We start from the raw sequence: 20,546 nt of genomic DNA on the forward strand, positions 1-20,546 counted from the left end.
CGTCGACCCCATCAACCCCGCCAATCCCATCGACCCCGCCAACCGCGCCAACCGCGCCAGACCTGCCGGCGCCACCGGCCGCCCTACCGGCCGACGGGTCGGAGTTCGCGCTCCTCGTCGCCCGCGTGGCCGCCCACGTGGACTACGGCGAGGACGGCTACACCCGCCGGATCCGACTACCCGGATACGCGACGGCGGACGTGATCGTCGACAGCGGAGTCTCCGGCGGCCGGCCGTTCTTCGCCCGCGGCGGCCCGGGGGCGGACGTCGAGACGATCGTGCGGCAGTATCAGGTCGGGGTGCCGATCGGCGAGCTGGCCGACCGGCACGGCATTCCCCCCGCCGAGATCGCCGAGCTGGCCGATCTCGACTGGCCGGATCCCGAACCACCCTCCGTAGCCCCGCCACCCGGCGATCACCCTCGGTAGTAGGCATCCCGAGCGGTGACGGCGAGGCGCCGTCCGGCGGTTCGTCCGCGTCACGACCTCGGCGGTGCGGCGACCACTTCGCCGGGCTCGTCCTGCTCTCTGCGCGGGCGGTGTTGTCCCTGTGTGAACGCCTGCCGACTGGCGGAGGGCGCGTCAGGCCCGGCGGTAACAATGGTTTCGATGCCCTCCACGCCATCTTTCGCCACGCATCTCGCCGGTCTCGGCCCGGTGCAGCTGGGTGCCGTGCTGCGTGCCCGCCCTGACGTGCTGGTCGAGCCGTTGCCCCGCGGTTTCGAGCAGCTCGCCCAGCGGCTGACCGACGCCCGCTCGCTGAGCCGGGCGCTCACCGAGCTCGACCGGGACAGTCTGCAGGTGGGCGTGGCGCTCGCCCTCCTGCCGGGCCCGGTGACCGTCGACGACCTCGCGACGTTGCTGGACGTGCCCCGCGACGCCGTGCGCGCGGTGGTGGACGGCCTGTTCGCCCGCGGCCTGGCCTGGCCCGCCCCGGCAGCGGCGGCCGGTACCGAAGGCGGCGGGAGCACCACCGGCGAGCCGGTCATCCGCCTCCTGTCGCCGCTGCACCACCACTGGTCGGAACCGTTCACCGAGATCGAGACCGCGACGCGGCTCGCCAGCGCCGCCCTCGTCGAGGACGTGCGGACGGCGGTGCGCGCGCTCGGCGAGGACCCGACCGGGCTGCGCAAGCCCGAGCTCGTCACGCTGTTCGCCCGCCTGCTGGCCGATCCCGTGCGGGTGGCGGCCCTCGTCGCCGAGCTTCCGGCGCCGGCGCGGGAGCTGCTGACGGACCTGTGGACGGGGGTCGACGAGGACCTCCCGTTCGTCGTCGTACTGGCCGAGCGGGAGCAGCGCGCCGGGGCGGCCGCGATGCGGGCGCTGGTCCGCGCCGGCCTGATGCTGCCGGTCCGGGGTCTGGCGGAGCTGCCCCGCGAGGTGGCCGTCGCCGCCTGGATCACCGAGCACCGCCGCACGTTGACCGGCCCGCCGGCCGTCCCCCGCCCGGTGGTGGATCCGGCCGGGGTGCGATCGAGCGCGCAGGCGGCGGCACAGGACGCCGTGCGCAGCGTCACGGCGCTGCTCGACGAGGCGGCGGCCGTGCCGATCCCTGCGCTCAAGCGCGGCGGGATCGGCGGGCGGGAACGGCTGCGGCTGGCCAAGCGGCTGTCGCTGCCGCCGGCGGACCTGCCGGTGTGGATCGATCTGACGGCAACCGCGGGCCTGCTGATCCACGACGACGCCGGCTACGTGCCGGGACCGGAGTTCACCGCCTGGCGGGAGGCCCCGCCGAGCCGGCAGTGGGCCCCGCTCGCGCTGGCCTGGTACGTCCAGGAGCACGCCCCGTCGGGCCGGGAGCTCGACGACGAGCGGGACATCGCCCCGCCCCTGCCGATCGAATCCGATGCCGGCCTGCTGCGCGGGAGCCTGCTGCGCGCCGCCGACGGCGGCCGGTCGGTGCGGCTGACCGCCGAGAACATCGACTGGTTCTTCCCGCTGGACGGCTACCCGGACGCCCTGCGGACGGCCGTGATGGCGGCGACGATCCGCGAGGCCGAGCTGCTCGGCGTCGTGACGGTCGACGTCCTGTCCGAGCTGGGCGAGACGCTGCTGACCAGCACCGCCGACCTCGCCGACCTCGCCGGCCCCGCCGGCACCTTCCCGTCGTACCGCGCCCTCACCACCGCGATCACCTTGGCCGCGACGGCCCTCGGCGACCGCTGCGCCGAGCTGCTGCCCGAGTCCAGGCCCAGCCTGATCCTCCAGTCCGACCTCACCGCCGTCGTCTCCGGCCCACCGACCGCGGCGATGGCCCAGGTGCTGCGTGCCACCGCCGAACCCGAATCCCGCGGCGCCGCCGGGACCTGGCGGTTCACCCCCGCCTCCGTCCGCGCCGCGTTGGACGCCGGCTGGACCGCCGACGAGCTGCTCGACGAACTGCGCGCCATGGCCGACCACACGCTGCCCCAGGCCCTGGACTACCTCGTCACCGACGTCGCCCGCCGCCACGGCCACGTCCGGGTCCGCGGCCTGCGCAGCGCCATTCTCGGCGACGAGCCGACGACCACCGAGCTGCTGCACACCCGCGTCCTCGCCAAGCTCTCCCTGGCCCGGCTCGCCCCCACCGTCCTGTCCAGCCCCGAGGACCCCGACACCGTCCTCGTTGAACTGCGCCGCGCCGGCTTCTACCCCGTCGCCGAGGACGCCACCGGCGCCGTCATCGTCCCGTCGGCCGACCGCAGGTCGTCGGGGCCCGCGACGCGCCGCCAGAAGGCCGGCCCGCCGCCCGGCCGCCAGTCCTCGACGGCGTCGCCCGGCCACTCCTCGTCCGCGGCCTCTTCGAACGGCTCCCGCGGTCGCCGCACCGATCCCCCGGGCACCTCGCCGGCCCGCGCCGGTGGCGGCCGGCCCCGAGCCGCCGACAGCGCACCCCGCCGGGTGACGCCGGAGGAGCTCGTCACGCGCCTGCTCACCGACGCCGACGAGGGCGTGCCCCCGCCGAGCCCCCTGGTCCGCGAGCTCGCCGGCCTCAACGACCGTCTGAACGACGGTGAACTCACCCTGCTCGCCGAGGCCGTCACATCCCGCGGCGACGTGGTGATCACCTACCGCGACAAGAACGGCAAGCGCACCGTCCGCCGCATCACCATCAACGCCATGTTCGGCCGCTGGCTGGACGCCTGGTGCCATCTCCGCAACGACGACCGCGAATTCGCCATCGCCAACATCCAGTCCATCTCCCCCGCCGGCTAACCCCCTGCACCTGGCCACGCGATCCCGCCACCAGCACCGCGGGCGCCGTCAGAAACCCGGTGTGCAGGGCAGCGGTGCTTCCGGGTCTTTGGTATGGACAAAGCGGGCGCCAAACCATACAGAAGGACCCAGGTGGTTGCTCTCCCACGCATCAACCCGCTGCTGCCCGAGGGACCCGCGAACGGTTTCGACTCGATACGCACCCCCCACCTGGCGAGGCATCACGTCATCGCTCGCTGCGGCGTCTCCGCGTCCGTCTGGGCGTCCATCCGGGCGGTCTTCGCGACGGCGGTGGCCGTGCGGATGAAGGCGGCGACGGCCGGCGAGCGGGAATCCTGTGGCCAGGCCAGGGAGAGCGTGGACGGGGGGAGATCACCGACGGTCCGGTAGGCGATGCCGAGACGGCGATGCCGAGAGGCGACCGAGACGGGTACGAACATGACGATGCTGCCCAGCTCGATCAGATTGAAGATCTTCGATAGGTCCAGGGAGGTCGGCTGGGTCCCGGCGACCCGCCCCCGGGGCGCGGATGGCGGCTGCTGCTCGCGGCCGGTCTGGATGCGCGCGGTCGTGGGCGGACGGCCGTCACGGTCGGCGGGTGTGCCGTCAGGCAGCGATCGGCCGGCCAGGTCGGCCAGGCACAGGGAGGAGCGGGCGGCCAGTGGATCGTCGGCCGCCAGCGCGAGCAGACGGGGCTCGGTCATCAGCGGCTCGACGTCGAGGTCGCGATCGTCGAACGGGACGGGCAGCAGCGCGACATCCGCCCGGCCGTCGCGCAGGGCGGGCACCTGCTCGCCACGGCCGCCGAGCAGCAGCTCCACCGGGAGGGCCGCGTCCTCACCCTGGAAGGCGGCGAGGATCCGCGGGAGGAGCCCGGCGTCGAAGTCGGCCTTGAGCGCGACGCGCAGGCTCGGGGTCGGCTGCCCGGCGTGGCGGGCCCGCCGGCCGGCCGCGGTGACCGCGTCGAGTGCGGTCCGGGCGTCGTGCAGGAAGACCTCCCCCGCCGGGGTGAGCGCCACCTGACGCGTCGTGCGTTCCAGCAACTGCACGCCCAGGTGACGCTCCAGCTCGCGGATCGCCCGGGACAGTGGCGGCTGCGCCATGCCCAGCCGCTCGGCCGCGCGCCCGAAGTGCAGCTCCTCGGCAACCGCCACGAAGTACCGCAGCTGCCGGACCTCCAGCTCACTCATATCCGCACGGTATCAATGCGGTGCCGATCGGTCCTTCAGCCCCGCGGCCGCGCCGGATTGACTGAGTGATGCCGGCGCCGGCCCGGGCGGGCCCACCTGACCCGCCCCACGCGGTCGCCGTCGCCGTCGCCGCGCCATCTCCGTCTCACGGGCGCGGGTGGCGCGCTTCGCCACAGGCCCGCATGCAACCACTGGAGTCTGCCTTGATCGTCGTCACCACTCCCACCGGCCAGATCGGCCGCCAGCTCCTCGACATCCTCCTGACCAGTGACCAGCCCATCCGCGTGATCGCACGCGACCCCTCCCGCCTGCCCGCGCACACCCGCGAGCGCGTCGAGGTCGTGCCGGGCTCGCACAGCGACGCCGACGTCGTCACCCAGGCGTTCGCCGGCGCCGACGCGGTGTTCTGGCTGGCTCCCCCGAACGACCGGGCCGCGAGCGTCGATGCCGCCTACCTCGACTTCACCCGGCCGGCCTGCGACGCCATCGAAAAGCACGGGGTCAGCCGGGTGGTCGGCGTCTCGGCCCTCGGCCGTGGGACGGCCCTCGGCCGCAACGCCGGACTTGTGACGGCGGCCCTGGCGATGGACGACCTGATCGCGAGCACCGGCGTGCACTACCGTTCGCTGGCGATGCCCGGCTTCATGGACAACATGCTCGGCCAGATCGAGGCGATCAGGAACCAGGGAACGTTCTACTCGACGCAGTCCGGCGACCGCAAAAACCCGACGTGCGCCACCCGCGACATCGCCGCTGTCGCCGCCCGCCTGCTCCTCGACGACTCCTGGACGGGGCAGGACGACGTCCCGGTGCTCGGCCCCGAGGACCTGTCCCAGAACGATCTGGCGGACATCATGTCCGAGGTGCTCGAACGCCCGATCCGCCACCAGCAGATCTCCGGCGAGGCTCTCAGGGCGACGCTGATCGAACACGACATGTCCGACGCGATAGCGCAGGCCATGCTCGACATGTTCACAGCCAAGGACAACGGCCTCGACAACGCCGAGCCCCGAACCCCCGAATTCACCACCCCCACCACCTTCCGCCAGTGGTGCGAGGAAGTCCTCAAGCCAGCCATCCTCACCTGAGACTCTCGAAACCTGAGCCCCTCGAACGAAGCTCGGGGCCGTTCTTCGGCGTCGGCTTCGGCGTCGGCTTCGGGCAGAGCGAGAGGACGGCCCATTCGTGCTTGGCCGGCTTGTCCTCGGTCACGGTCCGGCCGCCGTCGGGCTCCCGGGCAATCTGGTGCATGGGCGCCTTCGCAGGCCCCTTACCTCCTAGGACGCTCCCCCCGTGGGGTCACGTTTCAGGAGACGGGGGGCTGCGCCACAGGTCTGGCCAGGGCCCGTGGCCCGCGCCACGGCGCACCGCTGCATTTTGGCAATGATGATGGGTCGATGAACTCCGACCCCCTCATGACCGTTCTTGAGGTGGCCGATCACCTCAGGATCACTCCGTCATCCTGGCGGGCCAATGTGGCAAGCGGCGACGCCCCCGCCGCCGACGACCCCGACACCGATCGGCCGGCGAATCGTCGCAGGCCGCGCTGGCGGCGCTCGACGATCGAGGAGTGGAACAGGACTCGCCGTCGCCAGGGGCGCCCGGGCCAGGACATCTCGCCAGGCGATCTCGCCTGACGACCTCGTGGGCCGCGCGTCCGGTGCGGGGCCGGGGAACATGCTCGGGTGGCAGGTGTTGGTCCTCGTCCAGCCAGGGGCGCAGCATCCGGTAGGTCTGGTCGGTAGTGCCAGGTAGCCGGTGCTGACGAGGAAGTCTCGGCCGTCCAGGGGGCTCGCCGCAGCGTCCGCTCGGCATCTCGGCGCCGGAGTTCCGCGGCGCGTGCAGAGCCGCGGCGTCTATGCCACCTCGCCGGACGGTTCAATCTGGCTTGGTTCGCCGGTGCCCCGCGTCGCCTCCGCACTGTTGGCCGGAATCGCCGGTCGGCGGACGCTGCGCTGGGCATCGCTGGCGCGCGCCTCGGTGATCGAGTCGGGTGGGGTGAGGTGGGCGGTGAGGGCGGCGGCTGTTGCGGCGAGCACGGAGGCGGCGCGGCGCGCGGCGGGGGCGGAGGGCGCCGTCACGGAGAGAGCCGCGGCTGGACCGCCACCGCCGATCGGACCCACCGGGACGGCGATCTCGCACTCCCCCAGGCACCGCGCCGCCACCGGGCACCCTGTGGATTCCCCGATCCGCACCAAGCCTCTGGGAGGCACGCGCATGCTGCTGGACCTGTCGTCCGACGAGCTGTTGTCCACCACTCGGGCGGTACGGCACCGGCTGGACCTCTCCCGGCCGGTGCCGTGGGAGCTCATCCAGGAGTGCATCGAGCTCGCCGTGCAGGCACCGACGGGCCGCAACCGGCAGCGATGGCACTTCGTCGTGGTCACCGACTCCGAACGGCGCCGGGCGCTCGCGGACGTCTTCCGGCGAGCGGTCGCCGCGGCCGACCCGCACGCCAGCCCGTTGACGCGGCACGACGCCGAGCGGATGAACGCCCACCCGCAGTCACTGGCCAGGATTCGCAGCGGCTTCCAGCACCTGTACGACAACATCCACCGGGTGCCCGCGATCATCGTCCCCTGTGTGGAGGGACGGACCGATGACGCGTCCGTCCTCGCCCAGTCGATGGCCTGGGGCTCGATCCTGCCAGCCGTGTGGAGCTTCATGCTTGCCGCTCGTGCGCGAGGGTTGGGCACGGTGTGGACGACCGCTCAGGCGCCCCTCGAACGTGAGATGGCCGAGTTGCTGGGCGTCCCGTACGACCGGGTGATGCTGGCCGCGTTCATCCCCCTCGCCTACACCGTCGGCACCGACTTCCGACCGGCTCCCCGGGTCCCCTCGACCAGGTGCTGCACCGCAACCACTGGTGACAGGTGGTGAGGGCCCCGGCGGCGGTGGCTACGGCTTGCGGGCGATGCCGCCGTAGCCGCTGACCTGGGCGTCGGTGAGCTCGGGCGGGACGTCGGCGTCGGGGCGCCAGCGGTGCAGGGGCGCGACGCCGGGTTCGACCGGTTCCAGGCCGACGAACAGGGACTCGACCTCGGCGCGGCTGCGGGCCGCGGCGGGGATGCCCCGGTCCAGGTAGGTCTGGACGAGCCGCGCCACGCCCTGGTCGTAGTCCGCGGTCGAGTGGGTGATGACGACATGGCTGCCGGACGGCAGGCCGTCGACGAGGCGGCGCACGATGCCGTGCGGATCGTGGTCGTCGGGGAAGAAGTGGAAGATCGCGACCAGGGAGAGCGCGACCGGCCGGGTCAGGTCGAGCGTCGAGCGCAGCTCCGCAGAGTCGAGGATGCTCGCCGGGTCGTGCAGGTCGGCGTCGAGGTAGGCGGTCCGACCCTGGGGCGTGCTGGTCAGCAACGCGCGGGCGTGGGTGAGCACGATCGGGTCGTTGTCCGCATAGACGACCCGGGCGTCGGGGGCGATCCCCTGCACGACCTCGTGCAGGTTCGGTGAGGTCGGGATGCCGGTTCCGACGTCGAGGAACTGCCGGATGCCCACCTCGGCGGCCAGGTACCGGGCGGCCCTGACCAGGAAGGCACGGTTCTGGCGGGCGGCGAGCGGCGCGTTCGGGAAGGCGGCGATGGCCTGCTCGGCGGCCTCGCGGTCGGCCGGGAAGTTGTCCTTCCCGCCGAGGTAGTAGTCGTACATCCGGGCCACGTGAGGCTGGTCGACCCGTAGATCGACCGGACCGCTCCGGTGCCCGGCGCCGACGGCGGATCCCTCGGGCTCCGCAGCCCCCAGTCCAGTGTTACTCACCGCATCAACCCCCACCGGCGCGCCGACTCGAAGAAGGAACCCGAAAACCCTATCCCGCAGCGGTTTCCTGAGTCGTCGAGGGCGCGGACCCCACGGAATTGCGACAGCCTAAGACTCACCTTGAGTAATTGAACCGCGGATGACGTCGCGGACCTGGGCGCGCAGCCAGCGGTGGGGGGCGTCGGCGTCGAAGCGGGGATGCCAGGCCAGGCACAGGGACAGGTTCGGCAGGTCCAGGCCGAGATCGAGGGGCACGAGGCCGAGCGCGGCGAGGCTGTCGCGGCCGAGTCGCCGCGGCGCCACACCGACGAGATCGCTCCGCGCGACGAGCGCCAGCGCCACGGTGTGTGACGGGACGGAGGCAGCGACGGCGCGGCGCAGGCCGAGGGCCGCCAGCGCCTCGTCGATCGGGCCGTGGAGCCGGCCGCGGCGGGAGGCGACGACGTGGCGGGCGGCCGCGAGGCGCTGCGGGGTCAGCGGACCGTCGGTGAGCGGGTGTCCGGCGCGGACCACGGCGATAGCGGAATCCTCGCCGAGGGTCTCGACGTGGATCTCCGGTGCGGTGGAGTCGATCTGGCCGATCTCCAGGTCGGCGGTGCCGTCGCGCAGGGGGTCGGCCGACGGCGTCGGCTCCGGCAGGAAGCGCAGGCGGACGCGGGGAGCCTGGCGTGCGAGCCGGTCGAGCAGGCCGACGCCGATCGAGGCGACGAGCATGTCGCTGCCGAGGATGGTGAAGGTCCGGTCCAGGCTGGCGAGGTCCGGCGTCCCCACCGGCGCGAACACGCCGTGCGCACGCTGGACAAGATCGTGCACCTCGGCGTGGATCTCCAGGGCGCGCGGGGTCGGGACCATGGTGTTGCCGGCGCGCACGAGGATCGGGTCGCCGGTGGCCCTGCGGATGCGTCCCAACGCCCGGCTCACCGCCGGCTCGGTGAGGTGCAGCCGCCGCGCCGCACCGCTGACGCTCCGCTCGGCCAGCAGCGCGTCCAGGGTGACCAGCAGGTTCAGATCGATGCCGGCGAGCGGTCGAGCCTCGGCGGATTCGCCGGCCGCGGCGACCGGGAGGACGACGGGATGAGCCGTCTCTCCGTCGCCTCCGGTGGCGGCGGGACGGGCAGCAGCGGAATGCATGGCATGCATCCTCGCATTGCCGTAGTTGCATTTGAAGGCAGATCGCCGCGGGCCTACGCTCGACCTCAACGACCTATCGCGATGTTACGTAAACCGTCGAGGAGCTGCCGTGACCGCCGAGCCGACCGAATCAGCAGGGCCGTCCGAGTCGGCAGGGCCGTCCGAGTCGGCGAAGCCATCTGCCGCCGCGGTCCGGCCGAAGCCGGGGCGCCGGCGCCTGCTGGACCGGGTGTTGCTGCGGGTGCGGGTGGCTGCGGTCGAACCGCTCGCCCGGCACACCCGGCGCATCGTCCTCGCGGGCGAGCCCCTGGCCGGGCTCGACTGGACGCCGGGGCAGAGCATGACCGTCTTCCTCGCCGACCCGACCTCCCTCGCCTCGTGGCGCCACGGCCCCCGCGACCTCAAGCGCAGCTACTCCGTCTGGGACTACGACCCGGCGGGCCGGCTGGAGCTCGCCGTGTACGACCACGGCGGCGAATCGCCGGGAGCGAGCTGGTCGCGGACGGTCCGGCCCGGCGACAACGTGATCGTCACGAAACCGGACGGGCGTCTCGTGGCCCGCCCCGGCGCACCCCTGCACCTGTTCGCCGGGGACGACACGGCCGCGGTCCCGCTCGGCGCGATCCTGCGCAGCCTCCCCGACACCGCGCGGAGCTTCGCCGTCTTCGAATGCGACGAGCCCGACGACGAGATTGCGCTGCCCGGGGCGCCGGCGCCGACCTGGGTGCACCGCCACGGCGCGCCGGCCGCGAGCTCGGCGCTGCTACCGGCGGCCGTCGCCGGGCTCGACCTGCCCGCCGAACCGGGCGTCGCCTACGTCGCCGGCGAGGCCCGCACCGTCCAGGCCGTGCGCGACCACCTCGTCAACGACCGCGGCTGGCCCCGCCGGGACGTCCTCACCCACCCGTTCTGGACGCCGGGCAAGCGCGGCCTGGACTGACCCCGAGACCTGACGAACCCCCGCACCCCGGCCAGCCTGATCGAGGGCGATCCGCCACCCCGGCGCGCGCCGAATCAGCACGCCAGCACGCCCCCGTTTCCGACGAGGGCGGCACGACCCAGATCATCAAGCATTCCGAAGGGGATCGATTCCGCATGCCCACAGCTCTGCAGGACACCGCCGTCAGCGCCGTCCTCGACCGCTCGTTCGCCGCGGCCGAGAAGGACGCCATCACCCTGGAGGCCTTCCGGTCGACGGTGGGGCCCGACCGGACCATCGGGGACTTCACCCCGGCGGAGCTGGCCGACCTCGCCGCCGACGTCTACATGCCGGTGTCGCGGGAGGTCGGCACGCTGCTCTACCTGCTCGCCCGCGCGAATCGACCGACGCTGACCGTCGAGTTCGGCACGTCCTACGGCATCTCCGCGATCCATCTCGCGGCGGCCGCGCGGGACAACGGCGCCGGCCGGATCATCACCACCGAGCTGTCGGCCACGAAGGCGAAGGCGGCGGCCGAGAACCTCGCCGAGGCCGGCCTGGACGCGTTCGTCGAGATCCGGGCGGGGGACGCGTTCGAGACCCTGCGCGAGCTGCCCGGACCCATCGACCTGCTGGTCCTCGACGGTTGGAACCAGCTCTACCTGCCGCTGCTGCGCCTGCTCGAACCCCGGCTCGCCCCGGGTGCCCTCGTCGTCGCCGACGACGTCACCCTGTTCGCCGCGCAGACCCGTGACTACCTCGACTACGTCCGCTCCCCCGGCAACGGCTACACCGCCGTCGAGATCCCCCTCGACGACGGCCTCGACCTCGCACTACGCCGCTGACCGCCCGTCACCAGGCGCACGTCACCAGGCGGCCGGGCCGGTCCGGTCGAAGTAGCCGCCGGTCGGGCCGTCGGTGCCGATCGTGGCCATCCGGACGATGACCTCCGCGCCCTCCTCGACGGTCTGGGTGCCCTGGTGGCCGTTGAGGTCGGTGGCGGTGTAGCCGGGGTCGACGGTGTTGAACCGGATGGCGGGGAACGCCTTGGCGTACTGCGAAGTGATCATGACCAGCGCGGTCTTGGAGGAGTGGTAGGTCAGCCCCGTCACCTGGGACTCGATCCGGCTGGGGTCGTTGGTCGCGGCCAGCGAGCCGAGACCGCTGCCGACGTTGACGACGACCGGGGCGTCGCTGTCCGCCAACAGCGGCAGGAAGGCGCGCGTGACCCGCACGACGCCGAAGACGTTCGTGTCGTACGTGTCCAGCATGTCGGCCGCGGTGACCTCGCCAAGGGGGCCGGGCTTGCCCGCGCCCACGATCCCGGCGTTGTTCACCAGGACGTCGAGGCCGCCGGCCTCCGCGCGGACGGTCTTGGCGGCGGCCTCGACGGAATCCTCGTCGGTGACGTCGAGCTGGACGAAGCGGGCGCCGAGCCGCCCGGCCGCCTCCCGGCCGCGGTCCGCGTTGCGCGCCCCGACGTAGACGGTGTGCCCGGCCTCGGTCAGGCGGCGGGCGGTCTCGAAACCGAGACCCTTGTTCGCTCCGGTGATCAGGGTGGTGGTCATGGCGTGGTCATCTCCGATGATCGGCGGGCTGGTGTCGCCTGGTGTCGCCTCCACCCTCGCCGTACCCCGGATGGGCAGCCAGTGCCCGCCGTTGCCAGTGGACTGCCAGTGCCAGGCTGTCCGGGCGCCGCCGCCGGATACTGGGAATCGTGAGCGGATCCGGGGAACTGGGCCGGGCGCTGCGTGGCTGGCGCGACCGCACGGCCCCGGCCACGGTGGGGCTGCCCGCCGGCGGAGTGCGCCGGGCCGCCGGGCTGCGCCGCGAGGAACTGGCGCAGCTCGCCGGCCTGTCGGTGGACTACCTCGTCCGCCTGGAGCAGGGCCGGGCCACCTCCCCGTCCGCGCAGGTGCTGTCCGCGCTCGCCCGCGCCCTGCGCCTGTCAGCGGCCGAACGCGAACACCTGTACCTGCTCGCGGGCCAGTGGGCGCCGGGTCCCGGGCAGGTGTCGGCGCACATCCCGCCGGGGGTCCGGCGGCTGCTCGACCAGCTCGACGGGGCGCCGCTGAGCGTGTGGGACGCGGCCTGGAACCTGATCCTGTGGAACCCGTTGTGGGCCGCCCTGCTCGGGGACCCGTCCGCGCTGCCCGGCCGGGAGCGCAACATCGTCTGGCTGCATTTCACCGGTCCGCCGAGCCGGATCAGCCACACCCCCGAGCAGGAAACTCGGTTCAGGGCGGCCATGGTCGGCGATCTGCGGGCAGCGTCCGCCCGCTACCCCGCCGATGCCGGCCTACGTGCTCTGATCAAAGAGCTGCGGGACGTCAGCCTCACCTTCGCGCAGATGTGGGACGCCGGAGTCGTCGGCGTCCACGAGGCGGTCACCAAGACCGTCCACCACCCCACTGTCGGCGTGCTCACCCTCGACTGCGACGTGCTCACCGCTCCCGGCGGAGACCTGCGCATCGTCGCCTACACCGCCGCCCCCGGGAGCGACGCCGCCGACCGGCTCCGGCTTCTCAACGTCATCGGCACCGAGGCGATGACCGAAGACGGCACCCCGCGATAGCGGCGCCTCGGCCAGGAACCGACCGCCGACGGCGGGCTGCCGTGCCGTGCCGCGGGTCAGGAACGCGGCGCTGGCCGCGGCGAGCAGCGCGACGGCGGACAACGCCCAGCTGATGTCATGCTCGGCGTGCCGGGTCGAGCCGCCGTCGTCGACGACGGTAAGGAACAGTGTGCCGATGGTGGCCAGGCCGATGACCTGGCCGAGCTGCATCAGCGTCAGCAGCAGGCCGCTGGCGTCGGAGGCGTCCTCGACGGGGACATGGGCCAGGGCGACCGAGATGGTGGTGGACAGGACCCCGAGGCCCAGCCCGATCAGCGCGGTGGCCACCTCATAGCTCGCGCCACCGCCCGCCGTCGGGCCGAGGAGCAGGTAGGACGCAGCGGCGAAGGCGAGCCCGATCGGGATCAGCGGCCGGTGCCAGGCCGCGGGCAGCCGCTGCCAGGAGGTGCTCGTCAGACCGAAGGCGGCGACGCAGGGGATGAACGCGATCCCCGAACGAAGCGGGCTCATCTCCAGCCCGCCCTGCAGGTGCAGCGTCGTGGTGAACAGGAAGGCCCCCCACGTCGACGGCGCCAGCACCAGCGTCCCGGCCGCCGCCGCCATGCCGGGGGCACGCAGGACGCGGCCCGAGATCAGCGGGCGTCCACCGGCGGCGGACACGTGCCGCTCCACGGCCACGAACACGACGGCAAGCACGACCGAGGCGGCCAGCGCCACGAATGTCCACGCCGGCCAGCCCAGGTCGTGGCCCAGCACCAGCGGCAGCACGAACAGCAGCACCGTCGCGGACAGGACGAGCAGGCCCGGCACGTCCAGCGACGGCCCGTGCAGCTCCTCGTCCCGCGGCAGGATCCGCGGCGCGGTGACGAGCAGTAGCAGTCCGATCGGAACGTTGACGAGGAACACTGCCCGCCAACCGGTGTCGAACAGGTCGGCACTGACGAGCAGTCCGCCGGCGGCCTGGCCGACGACCACCCCGCCGGCGAGCACGGCCCCGTAGTACCCCAGCGCCCGGGCCCGCGCAGGCCCGGCGAAGTTGCGCTGGATCAGGCTCATCACCTGCGGAGTCATCAGCGCGGCACTGGCGCCCTGCAGGAACCGGAAGGCGATGAGCGTCCCCACCTGCGGCGCCACCCCGCAGGCGGCGGAGGTGAGGGTGAATCCAGCGAGGCCGAGCAGGAATGCCCGCCGGTGGCCGATGAGCCCGCCCAGGCGAGCCCCGGTGATCAGGAGTACGGCGAAGGTGAGGATGTAGCCGGCGGCGACCAGTTGCAGGCCGGCGTCGGAGACGTGCAGGTCGGCCCGCAGCGTGGGCAGGGCGACGTTCACGACGCTGACGTCGAGGTTCGCCATGAACTGCCCGGCCAGGATGACGGCGAGCAGCACCCCGCTGGCCCGGGCCGTCCCAGCGGCGGGCCGGGTGGTCCGGGGGCTGGAAGGTCCGTGCCGGGTCAGCGGTTCACGACGTGATGACGGTGCAGGGGCAGCAGACATGTTCCGCGACATGGATGCAGCGTGGGGTCGACCTGATGCTGGTAACGAGAGCCTGTCAATCCTGGTACTGACAGCACCTGGCGCACCATCGCGACTCCGGCGAGGCTGTAGCCATGACGACGCCCGTGACAGTCCCGACCGCGGCGCGGGACATCTCCTGCGCGTCGCAGACCGTGTCGGTCCGGGCCGCCGTTGCCCGCTCCGGGCGACGGCGCGGCGAGCTGGCGTTGTTCCTGCGCAGCCGGCGCGAGCGCATCAGCCCGCGGGAGGTCGGCATGCCACCCGGCCCCCGTCGGCGTACTCCCGGGCTGCGCCGCGAGGAGGTCGCGCAGCTCGCCGGGGTGGGCGTCACCTGGTACACCTGGCTGGAGCAGGGCCGTCCCATCAACGCCAGCGCCCAGGTTCTCGACGCGGTCGCCCGCACGCTGCGCCTCGACGACGCCGAGCGGCAGCATCTCTACCGGCTGGCCGACGTGCCCCAGGCGCAGCGCGGCGCGGACAGGGACGACGACGTCCCGCGGGACGTGCCCGCGATCCTCGACGCCCTCGATCCGCTGCCCGCGATGCTGCTGAACGCCCGCTCGGACGTGCTGAGCTGGAACGGTGCCTTCGCTAATCTCCTTCCGGCGCTGGCGGCGGCGCCACCCGAGCGGCGCAACACGGTGTGGTACGCATTCACCACACCGTCGTGCTGCAACCCGTTCCGTAATCTGCACGAACAGGCGCCCGAGCACGTCGCAATCTTCCGTTACCGCTACAGCCAGCACATGCGCGAACCGGAGTGGCTGGATTTCGTGCGGCGGATCTGCGCCGCCAGCCCACTGTTCGCCGAACTGTGGGCCACCCACGACGTGGCGCCGCCAGGCCAGTGCAACAAGGTGTACTGGTATCCGAAAATCGGCGATATCGCGATGCGGTCGACCAGCCTCGACCTGACCGATCGGCCCGGCAACCGCCTGGTCGTCTACACCCCGGTCGACGACGACAGCCGTGACCGGCTCGCGCGGCTGCGGGCGCACCCGGAGTTCGCGCTCGCCCCGCACCGGCACTGATCCGGCCTGCCCGAAGCGGAGGTGTCGGCGGGGGCGTCGGCGCGGGCATGGGCGTTGAGGCGCGGCGCCAACGGGAACGGCGTGGGCAGCAGTTCAAGCAGTTCACGGTCCTCTGTCGAGACCCCCCTCGACGACGGCGTCGACCTCGTCCTGCGCCACTGACCCCGCGGCGTCCTTCGGAGCCGGGTCAGCCGGCACGGACGGCCTCGGCGGGGGCGAGGCGGGCGGCGCGGGCCGCCGGGTAGATGCCGGCCAGGGCGCCGACGACCAGAGCGGCGAGGATGCCGCCGCCCAGGCCGAGCAGCGGCAGGCGGACCGGCCAGTCCATCGCCACGGCGTAGCCGACGGTGAGGCAGCCGCCGGCCGCCACCCCGGCGACGCCGCCGGCGCCGGCCTGCACCAGCGCCTCGACCAGGAACTGGGCGCGGATGTGCCGGCGGGTGGCGCCGAGCGCGCGGCGCACACCGATCTCGCCGCGGCGTTCCAGCACCGAGATGACCATGACGTTCGCGATGCCGACCCCGCCGACCAGCAGCGCCACGCCGCCGAGCCCGAGCAGCAGGGTGGTGAAGGCGGTGTTCGTGGCGGCCCGGGCCGCCAGGGCGTCGGCGGGCCGCGTGACCTGGACCTGCGCGGGATGGCGGGGGTCGGCGGTCGCGGCGGCGACGACGCGGACGGCGTCGATGTTCGACGGGTCGGCGCGCAGGTAGATGGTGCTCGGCGAGCCCTGGTAGCCAAACCGGTCCGCCGCGACGCCGACGCCGATCATCGCCGCGTTGTCGAGTTCCGGCGCCAGCGGCATCGGTGCCAGGACGCCGACGGCAGCGAACCACTGGTCGCCGAGCCACACCATCTGCGGCCCGAGGGCAAGGTCGACGCCCTGACGGCGGGCGGCGGTGGCGCCGAGGACGACCGTCGGATAGCTCCCGGGGGTGGCGTCGAGCCAGTGGCCGGCGGCGACCGTGCCGTGCAGGGTCGTGAGCAGGCCCGGATCGGCGGCGAGCACGACGGTCCCCCGGGTGATCGTGCGCGGGAGCTGGTCGCTGCGCCGCAGGGTGACATCGAGCTGGCCGGTGGTCGCGACGGCCTGGACCGCGTCGAGGTGCGCGAGCCGGCGGCGGGCGTCCGCGGGCAGCTCGGCGGGTCCGCCGGCGAGGGCCTGCCCCGGCGTCACGGTCAGGTAGTTGGTGCCCAGCCGGTCGAGCACCGCCAGCACGTTCGCCCGCGAGGACGCGGAGATGCCGACGATGGCGACCAGAGCCGCGATCCCGATCGCGATGCCGATGGCGGTGAGCAGTGCGCGCCCGCGCCGGCCGAGCAGCCCGAGCACGCCGAGCCGGACGGCGTCCCGCGGATCGAGCACCGACCGCTCCCACTCCCGCCGACCGGCCGAGCCCCCGTTCTCGTCCGATCCGGTCCCGGCATCCAGGGTGCTCACCGGCCCGGCTTCGGGGAGGCGTCCGGCGGGGAGGTCACGCGGCCGTCGCGCAGGACGATGCGGCGCTCGGCGGCCCGGGCGACGGCGTCGTCGTGGGTGATGAGCACGAGGGTCACACCGTCGGCGTGCAGGGCGGCGAACAGACTCATGATCTCGGCCCCGGTGCGGGAGTCGAGATTGCCGGTCGGCTCGTCGGCGAGCACGAGTGCCGGCTCACCGACGATCGCCCGCGCGATCGCCACCCGCTGGCACTCGCCGCCGGAGAGCTGCGCGGGCCGGTGCCGCAGCCGGGTGCCGAGCCCGACCCGGCGTAGCGCCTCGGCCGCCCGCTCCCGCCGGCGCGCCGCGCCGATCCCCCGGTAGAGCAGCGCCGCCGCGACGTTGTCCACGGCGCTCAGCCGGGACAGAAGGTGGAAGGACTGGAAAACGAAGCCGAGCGTGTGCCCGCGCAGGGCGCTGAGCTCGTCGTCGTCGCGGCCGGCGACGTCGTACCCGTCGATCCGGACCGTGCCGGAGGTCGGCACGTCCAGCGCTCCCATCAGGTTGAGCAAGCTCGACTTGCCGGACCCGGACGGGCCGACGATCGCGACCCATTCACCACGCCGCACCGTCAGGGTGACGCCGTCGAGCGCGCACACCGGCGGACTCCCGCCGTACTGGCGGACAACGTCGACGAGTTCAAGCACGGGCGTCGGCGCAGGCGGGTGCTCGGGTGGCTCGGGTGGCTCGGGTGGCCTGGGTGGCCTGGGTGGCCTGGGTGGTGTGGGTGGTGTGGGTTGCGTCGGCGATGTCGAGGGTGGGATCGGCGTCGGGGTCATCGCGGCACCTCCACCAGGTCGCCGGCTCGGACGGCCCCGGCGACCTGCACGTATCCGTCGCCCCAGGCACCGGGGGTCACGGTGGCACGGCGGCGGGTGCCGTCGGCGTTGACGACCTGCACCGCATACCGGCCGCCGGGGATGCCGATGATCGCGGCCGCCGGGACGGCCAGCACGTGCTTCGCCACGACGCTGGAGTAGTGGACGGTGACGGGTGCCAGGTCGAGGCCCTGACCGGCGTCCGGCGTCGTCAGCGCAATCTTGACCTTGAAGACCTGCTTGTTGTCGGCGTTCGTCTCCAGGCTGGTGGTGACGGAGGAGATCGTGCCCGGGACGCGCTCGCCGCCGGGCAGTTCCACCTGCACGGGAGCACCGTGGACGACGAGGTCGCGGTCGAGCGGATCGAGATCGACCAGCACGGTGCGGGCGGTGCTCGACACGGTCACGACCGCCTGATCCGGTCCGGACGGGCCACCGAGATGGGCGCCCAGCTTGGCGATGTGAATGTTCCCGGCGACAAAGATCACCTCGCCGAGGGAGAACCTGCCGTCGACGACGGCGCCGGTCGCGGCCTGAAGCTCCTCGACGGCACGTGTGGTCGCGGTGCCCCAGTGCCGGTCCGGGAAGGTGGCCGAGGCAGTGGCATGGCCCAGGGTGAGCAACGCCTGTTCCAGTTCGAGGACGTCGTCGCCATCGTCGACCCCGGGGCCGAGGTCCCGCCAGGCCGGAATCTTCCCGGCCAGCAGGAGCACCGGCCGGTCGTCGACCCGCATGAGCACCGTGCCGGAGCCGAGCTCGTCGCCCACCTGGGGCAGGCTGGTGATGGTCCCCACCTTCGGCGTGGACAGATCCCGCAGGTCCGGATGGGCGATGACGCCGTCCAGGGTCATGGTCCGGGCGAGGTCGCGCACCTTGGCCGGCACGGTGGTGACCGCGCCGGCCGATCCGGCACCGGTCGCCGCCGAGCCGTTCGGCCCGGAGCCGGCGACCAGCGCCGCCACCAGGGAGATCAGCGCGGCCACGACGGCGGCCGCGCCCCCGACGGCGAACGTGCGGCGCCCCGTCAGCCACGGCCTGCGTATCGCGCTCACCCCTGGCCGCCCGGGTTCGCCGCAGGCGCCCCGGACGCACCGCCGCCCGGCTGCTGGCAGGACTGCAGAGCGGTACTGACGGCCGGCTCGTTGCGGTCGAGCTGCCCCCCGAACGGACCACCGGACTGCCCCGGCACCGGGTCCGCGACGGTGATCCCGTACTGGCGCAGGCAGGCGGCGACCGCCTGCAGCTTGTCGTTCAGCTCCTGCTGGGCGCCGGGGTCGGTGGGCTTGCGCTGCGCCACCACACCGGCGAGCAGCCCGGCGCAGGCCTTGTCCGCGCTGGTGAACGCCACCGACGACGTGTCCACGCCCTGGTAGAGCGACGCCGGCTCGCCCGCCTGCGGGTCGGCCATCGCCACACCGTGCTGCCGCATGCAGCCGGCGTAGGCAAGCATCGGATCCCCCGACGGCGACGCCGCCGCCCCCGCGAGGCCGGCGACCGAGGAGTCCACCGAGTCACCCCCGCCGCAGCCGGCGAGCACGAACAAGGCCAACACGAGTGGCGCCACGAGCAGCGACACCACCGCCCCCATGGGCGGCCTGCGCTCCGGTGCCAGGGCTGGTGACGGCTGCCGAGGGGACGAGACAGCCCGCTCGGGTGAGACAGCCCAGGAAGATCGGGTCGCAGCCCGTAGGAGCCGGGCGGGTCTGAGGCCAGCAGGGGGCATGAGGGTTCACCTCCGGTACGGCGGGGGTCGACGCACGGCGGGGACGCTCACACCGCCGCACGTCGGTGACCGAGGCGACGATCCCGGGTGAACCTGCAGACCACCTGAGCCGAGCTGAGCGGGCGCTGAGCCCGCCGGCCGGCGCCGCGCCTCCCGCCAGGTCGCGCAGCGCCCGCTAGGCCAAGGGGAGGCGGACCTCGAACCGGGCGCCGCCGGCGGGGGCAGCGGTGGCCGTGACGGTGCCGCCATGGCGGTGGGCGACGCCGCGGACGATCGCGAGGCCCAGGCCGGAGCCGCCGCTGTCGCGGTCGCGGCCGGCGTCGAGACGGACGAACCGGTCGAACACCCGCTCCCGGTCGACGGCAGGGATGCCCGGCCCGTCGTCGTCGACGGTGAGCACCGCCCATCCGCCGGATGGCCCGAACGGGGGGGTCGACCCGCCGGTGCCGTCGTCACCGCCGACGCGCCGGAGCTGAACGGCGACCGTGGTCGCGGCGTGCCGGTCGGCGTTGTCGAGCAGGTTGCGGACCAGGCGGACGAGGTCAGCCTCCACACCGACCGTGAGCACCGGCACGAGGTCCGCGGTGGACCGGACGCGGGTGACCACCGCCAGCTCACCGTCGACCACCGCGGCGAGGTCAACGGGTCCGTCACGGGCCGTCGGCGCCGGGTCGTCGTCGACGCGGGCGAGCAGAAGCAGGTCCCCGGTAAGCCGGTCGAGGCGGCGATGGTCGTCGAGCAGCCGGGTGGCGGCAAGCCGCCAGTCGGTGTCCCCCCGATAGGTCAGGGAGATCTCCAGCTCGGCGCGCATCGCGGCCAGTGGGGTGCGCAGCTCGTGGGAGGCGTCGGAGACGAACTGGCGCTGGCGGCGGGCGCCGGCGGCGAGCCGGTCGAGCATCGCGTTGAGGGTGGCGGTGAGGCGTTCGACCTCGTCGCCGGTGCGGGCGTGCGGCAGCCGTTCACCGAGGGTGGAGTGGCTGATCACCTCGGCGCGGCGGCGGACCGCCTCGATCGGCCGCAGCGCCCGGTCGACGGCGAACCAGGTCAGCGCGCCGACCAGGACCGTCAGCAGCGGGGTGGCGACGAGCAGGGCGCGTTGCACCACGTGGACGCTCGCGGTGACCTGGCCGAGCCGGGACACCGCGCGAACCGTGCGGGGCCCGTCCGGGGTGCGCACCGTCCGCGCCGCCACCACCAGGTTCCTCGCCGAACGC

At 73.5% G+C, this 20,546-nt stretch carries 19 protein-coding genes and 1 pseudogene; 9 read left to right on the forward strand and 11 right to left on the reverse strand.

Features of this window, described 5'->3' with window-relative positions; translation table 11 throughout:
- On the forward strand, positions 1 to 428 hold a 428-nt coding region (locus tag NBZ83_RS16695; RefSeq protein ID WP_261575345.1), incomplete at its 5' end, for a hypothetical protein.
- 180 nt (positions 429 to 608) lie between these two features.
- Positions 609 to 3,194 (forward strand): helicase-associated domain-containing protein, encoded by a 2,586-nt coding sequence (locus NBZ83_RS16700; RefSeq protein WP_261568859.1) that lies wholly within the window; start codon positions 609 to 611, stop codon positions 3,192 to 3,194.
- A gap of 221 nt (positions 3,195 to 3,415) precedes the next feature.
- On the opposite strand, the gene NBZ83_RS16705 is transcribed toward NBZ83_RS16700, so the two are convergent.
- Positions 3,416 to 4,384 carry a LysR family transcriptional regulator gene (locus NBZ83_RS16705; protein WP_261568860.1) on the reverse strand — a complete coding sequence of 323 codons (969 nt, stop codon included), beginning with the start codon at positions 4,382 to 4,384 and terminating at the stop codon, positions 3,416 to 3,418.
- Positions 4,385 to 4,587: 203 nt separating this feature from the next.
- On the opposite strand from NBZ83_RS16705, the gene NBZ83_RS16710 reads away from it, so the two are divergent.
- Complete coding sequence (locus NBZ83_RS16710; protein ID WP_261575346.1) at positions 4,588 to 5,472, forward strand: NAD(P)H-binding protein; 885 nt, start codon at positions 4,588 to 4,590, stop codon at positions 5,470 to 5,472.
- A gap of 309 nt (positions 5,473 to 5,781) precedes the next feature.
- Positions 5,782 to 6,021 (forward strand): hypothetical protein, encoded by a 240-nt coding sequence (locus tag NBZ83_RS16715; RefSeq protein WP_261568862.1) that lies wholly within the window; start codon positions 5,782 to 5,784, stop codon positions 6,019 to 6,021.
- A 219-nt stretch (positions 6,022 to 6,240) separates the two neighbouring features.
- On the opposite strand, the gene NBZ83_RS16720 is transcribed toward NBZ83_RS16715, so the two are convergent.
- On the reverse strand, positions 6,241 to 6,465 hold the full coding sequence (locus NBZ83_RS16720; protein ID WP_261568863.1) for a hypothetical protein: 225 nt from the start codon (positions 6,463 to 6,465) through the stop codon (positions 6,241 to 6,243).
- Between the two features lie 136 nt (positions 6,466 to 6,601).
- On the opposite strand from NBZ83_RS16720, the gene NBZ83_RS16725 reads away from it, so the two are divergent.
- The gene (locus NBZ83_RS16725) at positions 6,602 to 7,264 is read left to right on the forward strand and encodes a nitroreductase family protein (protein ID WP_261575347.1); all 663 of its coding nucleotides are present in this window, start codon (positions 6,602 to 6,604) and stop codon (positions 7,262 to 7,264) included.
- 18 nt (positions 7,265 to 7,282) lie between these two features.
- Here NBZ83_RS16725 and NBZ83_RS16730 read toward each other — a convergent pair whose 3' ends face one another.
- A complete protein-coding gene (locus NBZ83_RS16730; RefSeq protein WP_438803317.1) occupies positions 7,283 to 8,143 on the reverse strand; it encodes an SAM-dependent methyltransferase in 861 nt (286 codons plus the stop codon).
- Between the two features lie 108 nt (positions 8,144 to 8,251).
- On the reverse strand, positions 8,252 to 9,274 hold the full coding sequence (locus tag NBZ83_RS16735; protein ID WP_261568865.1) for a LysR family transcriptional regulator: 1,023 nt from the start codon (positions 9,272 to 9,274) through the stop codon (positions 8,252 to 8,254).
- Positions 9,275 to 9,503: 229 nt separating this feature from the next.
- On the opposite strand from NBZ83_RS16735, the gene NBZ83_RS16740 reads away from it, so the two are divergent.
- A complete protein-coding gene (locus tag NBZ83_RS16740; protein WP_261568876.1) occupies positions 9,504 to 10,214 on the forward strand; it encodes a siderophore-interacting protein in 711 nt (236 codons plus the stop codon).
- Positions 10,215 to 10,369: 155 nt separating this feature from the next.
- Entirely contained in the window at positions 10,370 to 11,038 is a 669-nt protein-coding gene (locus tag NBZ83_RS16745; protein ID WP_261575349.1) for an O-methyltransferase, read from the forward strand.
- Between the two features lie 21 nt (positions 11,039 to 11,059).
- Here NBZ83_RS16745 and NBZ83_RS16750 read toward each other — a convergent pair whose 3' ends face one another.
- On the reverse strand, positions 11,060 to 11,761 hold the full coding sequence (locus tag NBZ83_RS16750; RefSeq protein WP_261568867.1) for an SDR family NAD(P)-dependent oxidoreductase: 702 nt from the start codon (positions 11,759 to 11,761) through the stop codon (positions 11,060 to 11,062).
- A gap of 149 nt (positions 11,762 to 11,910) precedes the next feature.
- Between NBZ83_RS16750 and NBZ83_RS16755 the strand changes: the two genes are divergently transcribed.
- A complete protein-coding gene (locus NBZ83_RS16755) occupies positions 11,911 to 12,768 on the forward strand; it encodes a helix-turn-helix transcriptional regulator (protein ID WP_261568868.1) in 858 nt (285 codons plus the stop codon).
- Positions 12,769 to 12,966: 198 nt separating this feature from the next.
- On the opposite strand, the pseudogene NBZ83_RS16760 reads toward NBZ83_RS16755, so the two are convergent.
- Positions 12,967 to 14,274, reverse strand: a pseudogene (locus NBZ83_RS16760) (MFS transporter); the annotation flags it as partial.
- Positions 14,275 to 14,375: 101 nt separating this feature from the next.
- On the opposite strand from NBZ83_RS16760, the gene NBZ83_RS16765 reads away from it, so the two are divergent.
- Complete coding sequence (locus NBZ83_RS16765) at positions 14,376 to 15,314, forward strand: helix-turn-helix transcriptional regulator (protein ID WP_261575350.1); 939 nt, start codon at positions 14,376 to 14,378, stop codon at positions 15,312 to 15,314.
- A gap of 187 nt (positions 15,315 to 15,501) precedes the next feature.
- Here NBZ83_RS16765 and NBZ83_RS16770 read toward each other — a convergent pair whose 3' ends face one another.
- From NBZ83_RS16770 to NBZ83_RS16790, 5 genes are all read right to left on the reverse strand, one after another.
- On the reverse strand, positions 15,502 to 16,752 hold the full coding sequence (locus NBZ83_RS16770; RefSeq protein WP_261568870.1) for an ABC transporter permease: 1,251 nt from the start codon (positions 16,750 to 16,752) through the stop codon (positions 15,502 to 15,504).
- Positions 16,749 to 17,438: an ABC transporter ATP-binding protein gene (locus NBZ83_RS16775; protein ID WP_261568871.1), complete on the reverse strand. Its 690-nt coding sequence runs from the start codon at positions 17,436 to 17,438 to the stop codon at positions 16,749 to 16,751. Before NBZ83_RS16775 ends, NBZ83_RS16770 begins: the two co-directional genes overlap by 4 nt.
- A gap of 128 nt (positions 17,439 to 17,566) precedes the next feature.
- The gene (locus NBZ83_RS16780; RefSeq protein ID WP_261568872.1) at positions 17,567 to 18,661 is read right to left on the reverse strand and encodes a peptidoglycan-binding protein; all 1,095 of its coding nucleotides are present in this window, start codon (positions 18,659 to 18,661) and stop codon (positions 17,567 to 17,569) included.
- Positions 18,658 to 19,197 (reverse strand): hypothetical protein, encoded by a 540-nt coding sequence (locus NBZ83_RS16785; RefSeq protein WP_261568873.1) that lies wholly within the window; start codon positions 19,195 to 19,197, stop codon positions 18,658 to 18,660. The genes NBZ83_RS16780 and NBZ83_RS16785 overlap by 4 nt, the downstream gene beginning before the upstream one ends.
- A gap of 310 nt (positions 19,198 to 19,507) precedes the next feature.
- Positions 19,508 to 20,546: sensor histidine kinase (locus NBZ83_RS16790; RefSeq protein ID WP_261575351.1), on the reverse strand; the 1,039-nt coding region annotated here is incomplete at its 5' end.

Origin of the sequence: Frankia gtarii (genome assembly GCF_025403375.1) — a bacterium.
GTDB classification, from domain to species: domain Bacteria; phylum Actinomycetota; class Actinomycetes; order Frankiales; family Frankiaceae; genus Frankia; species Frankia gtarii.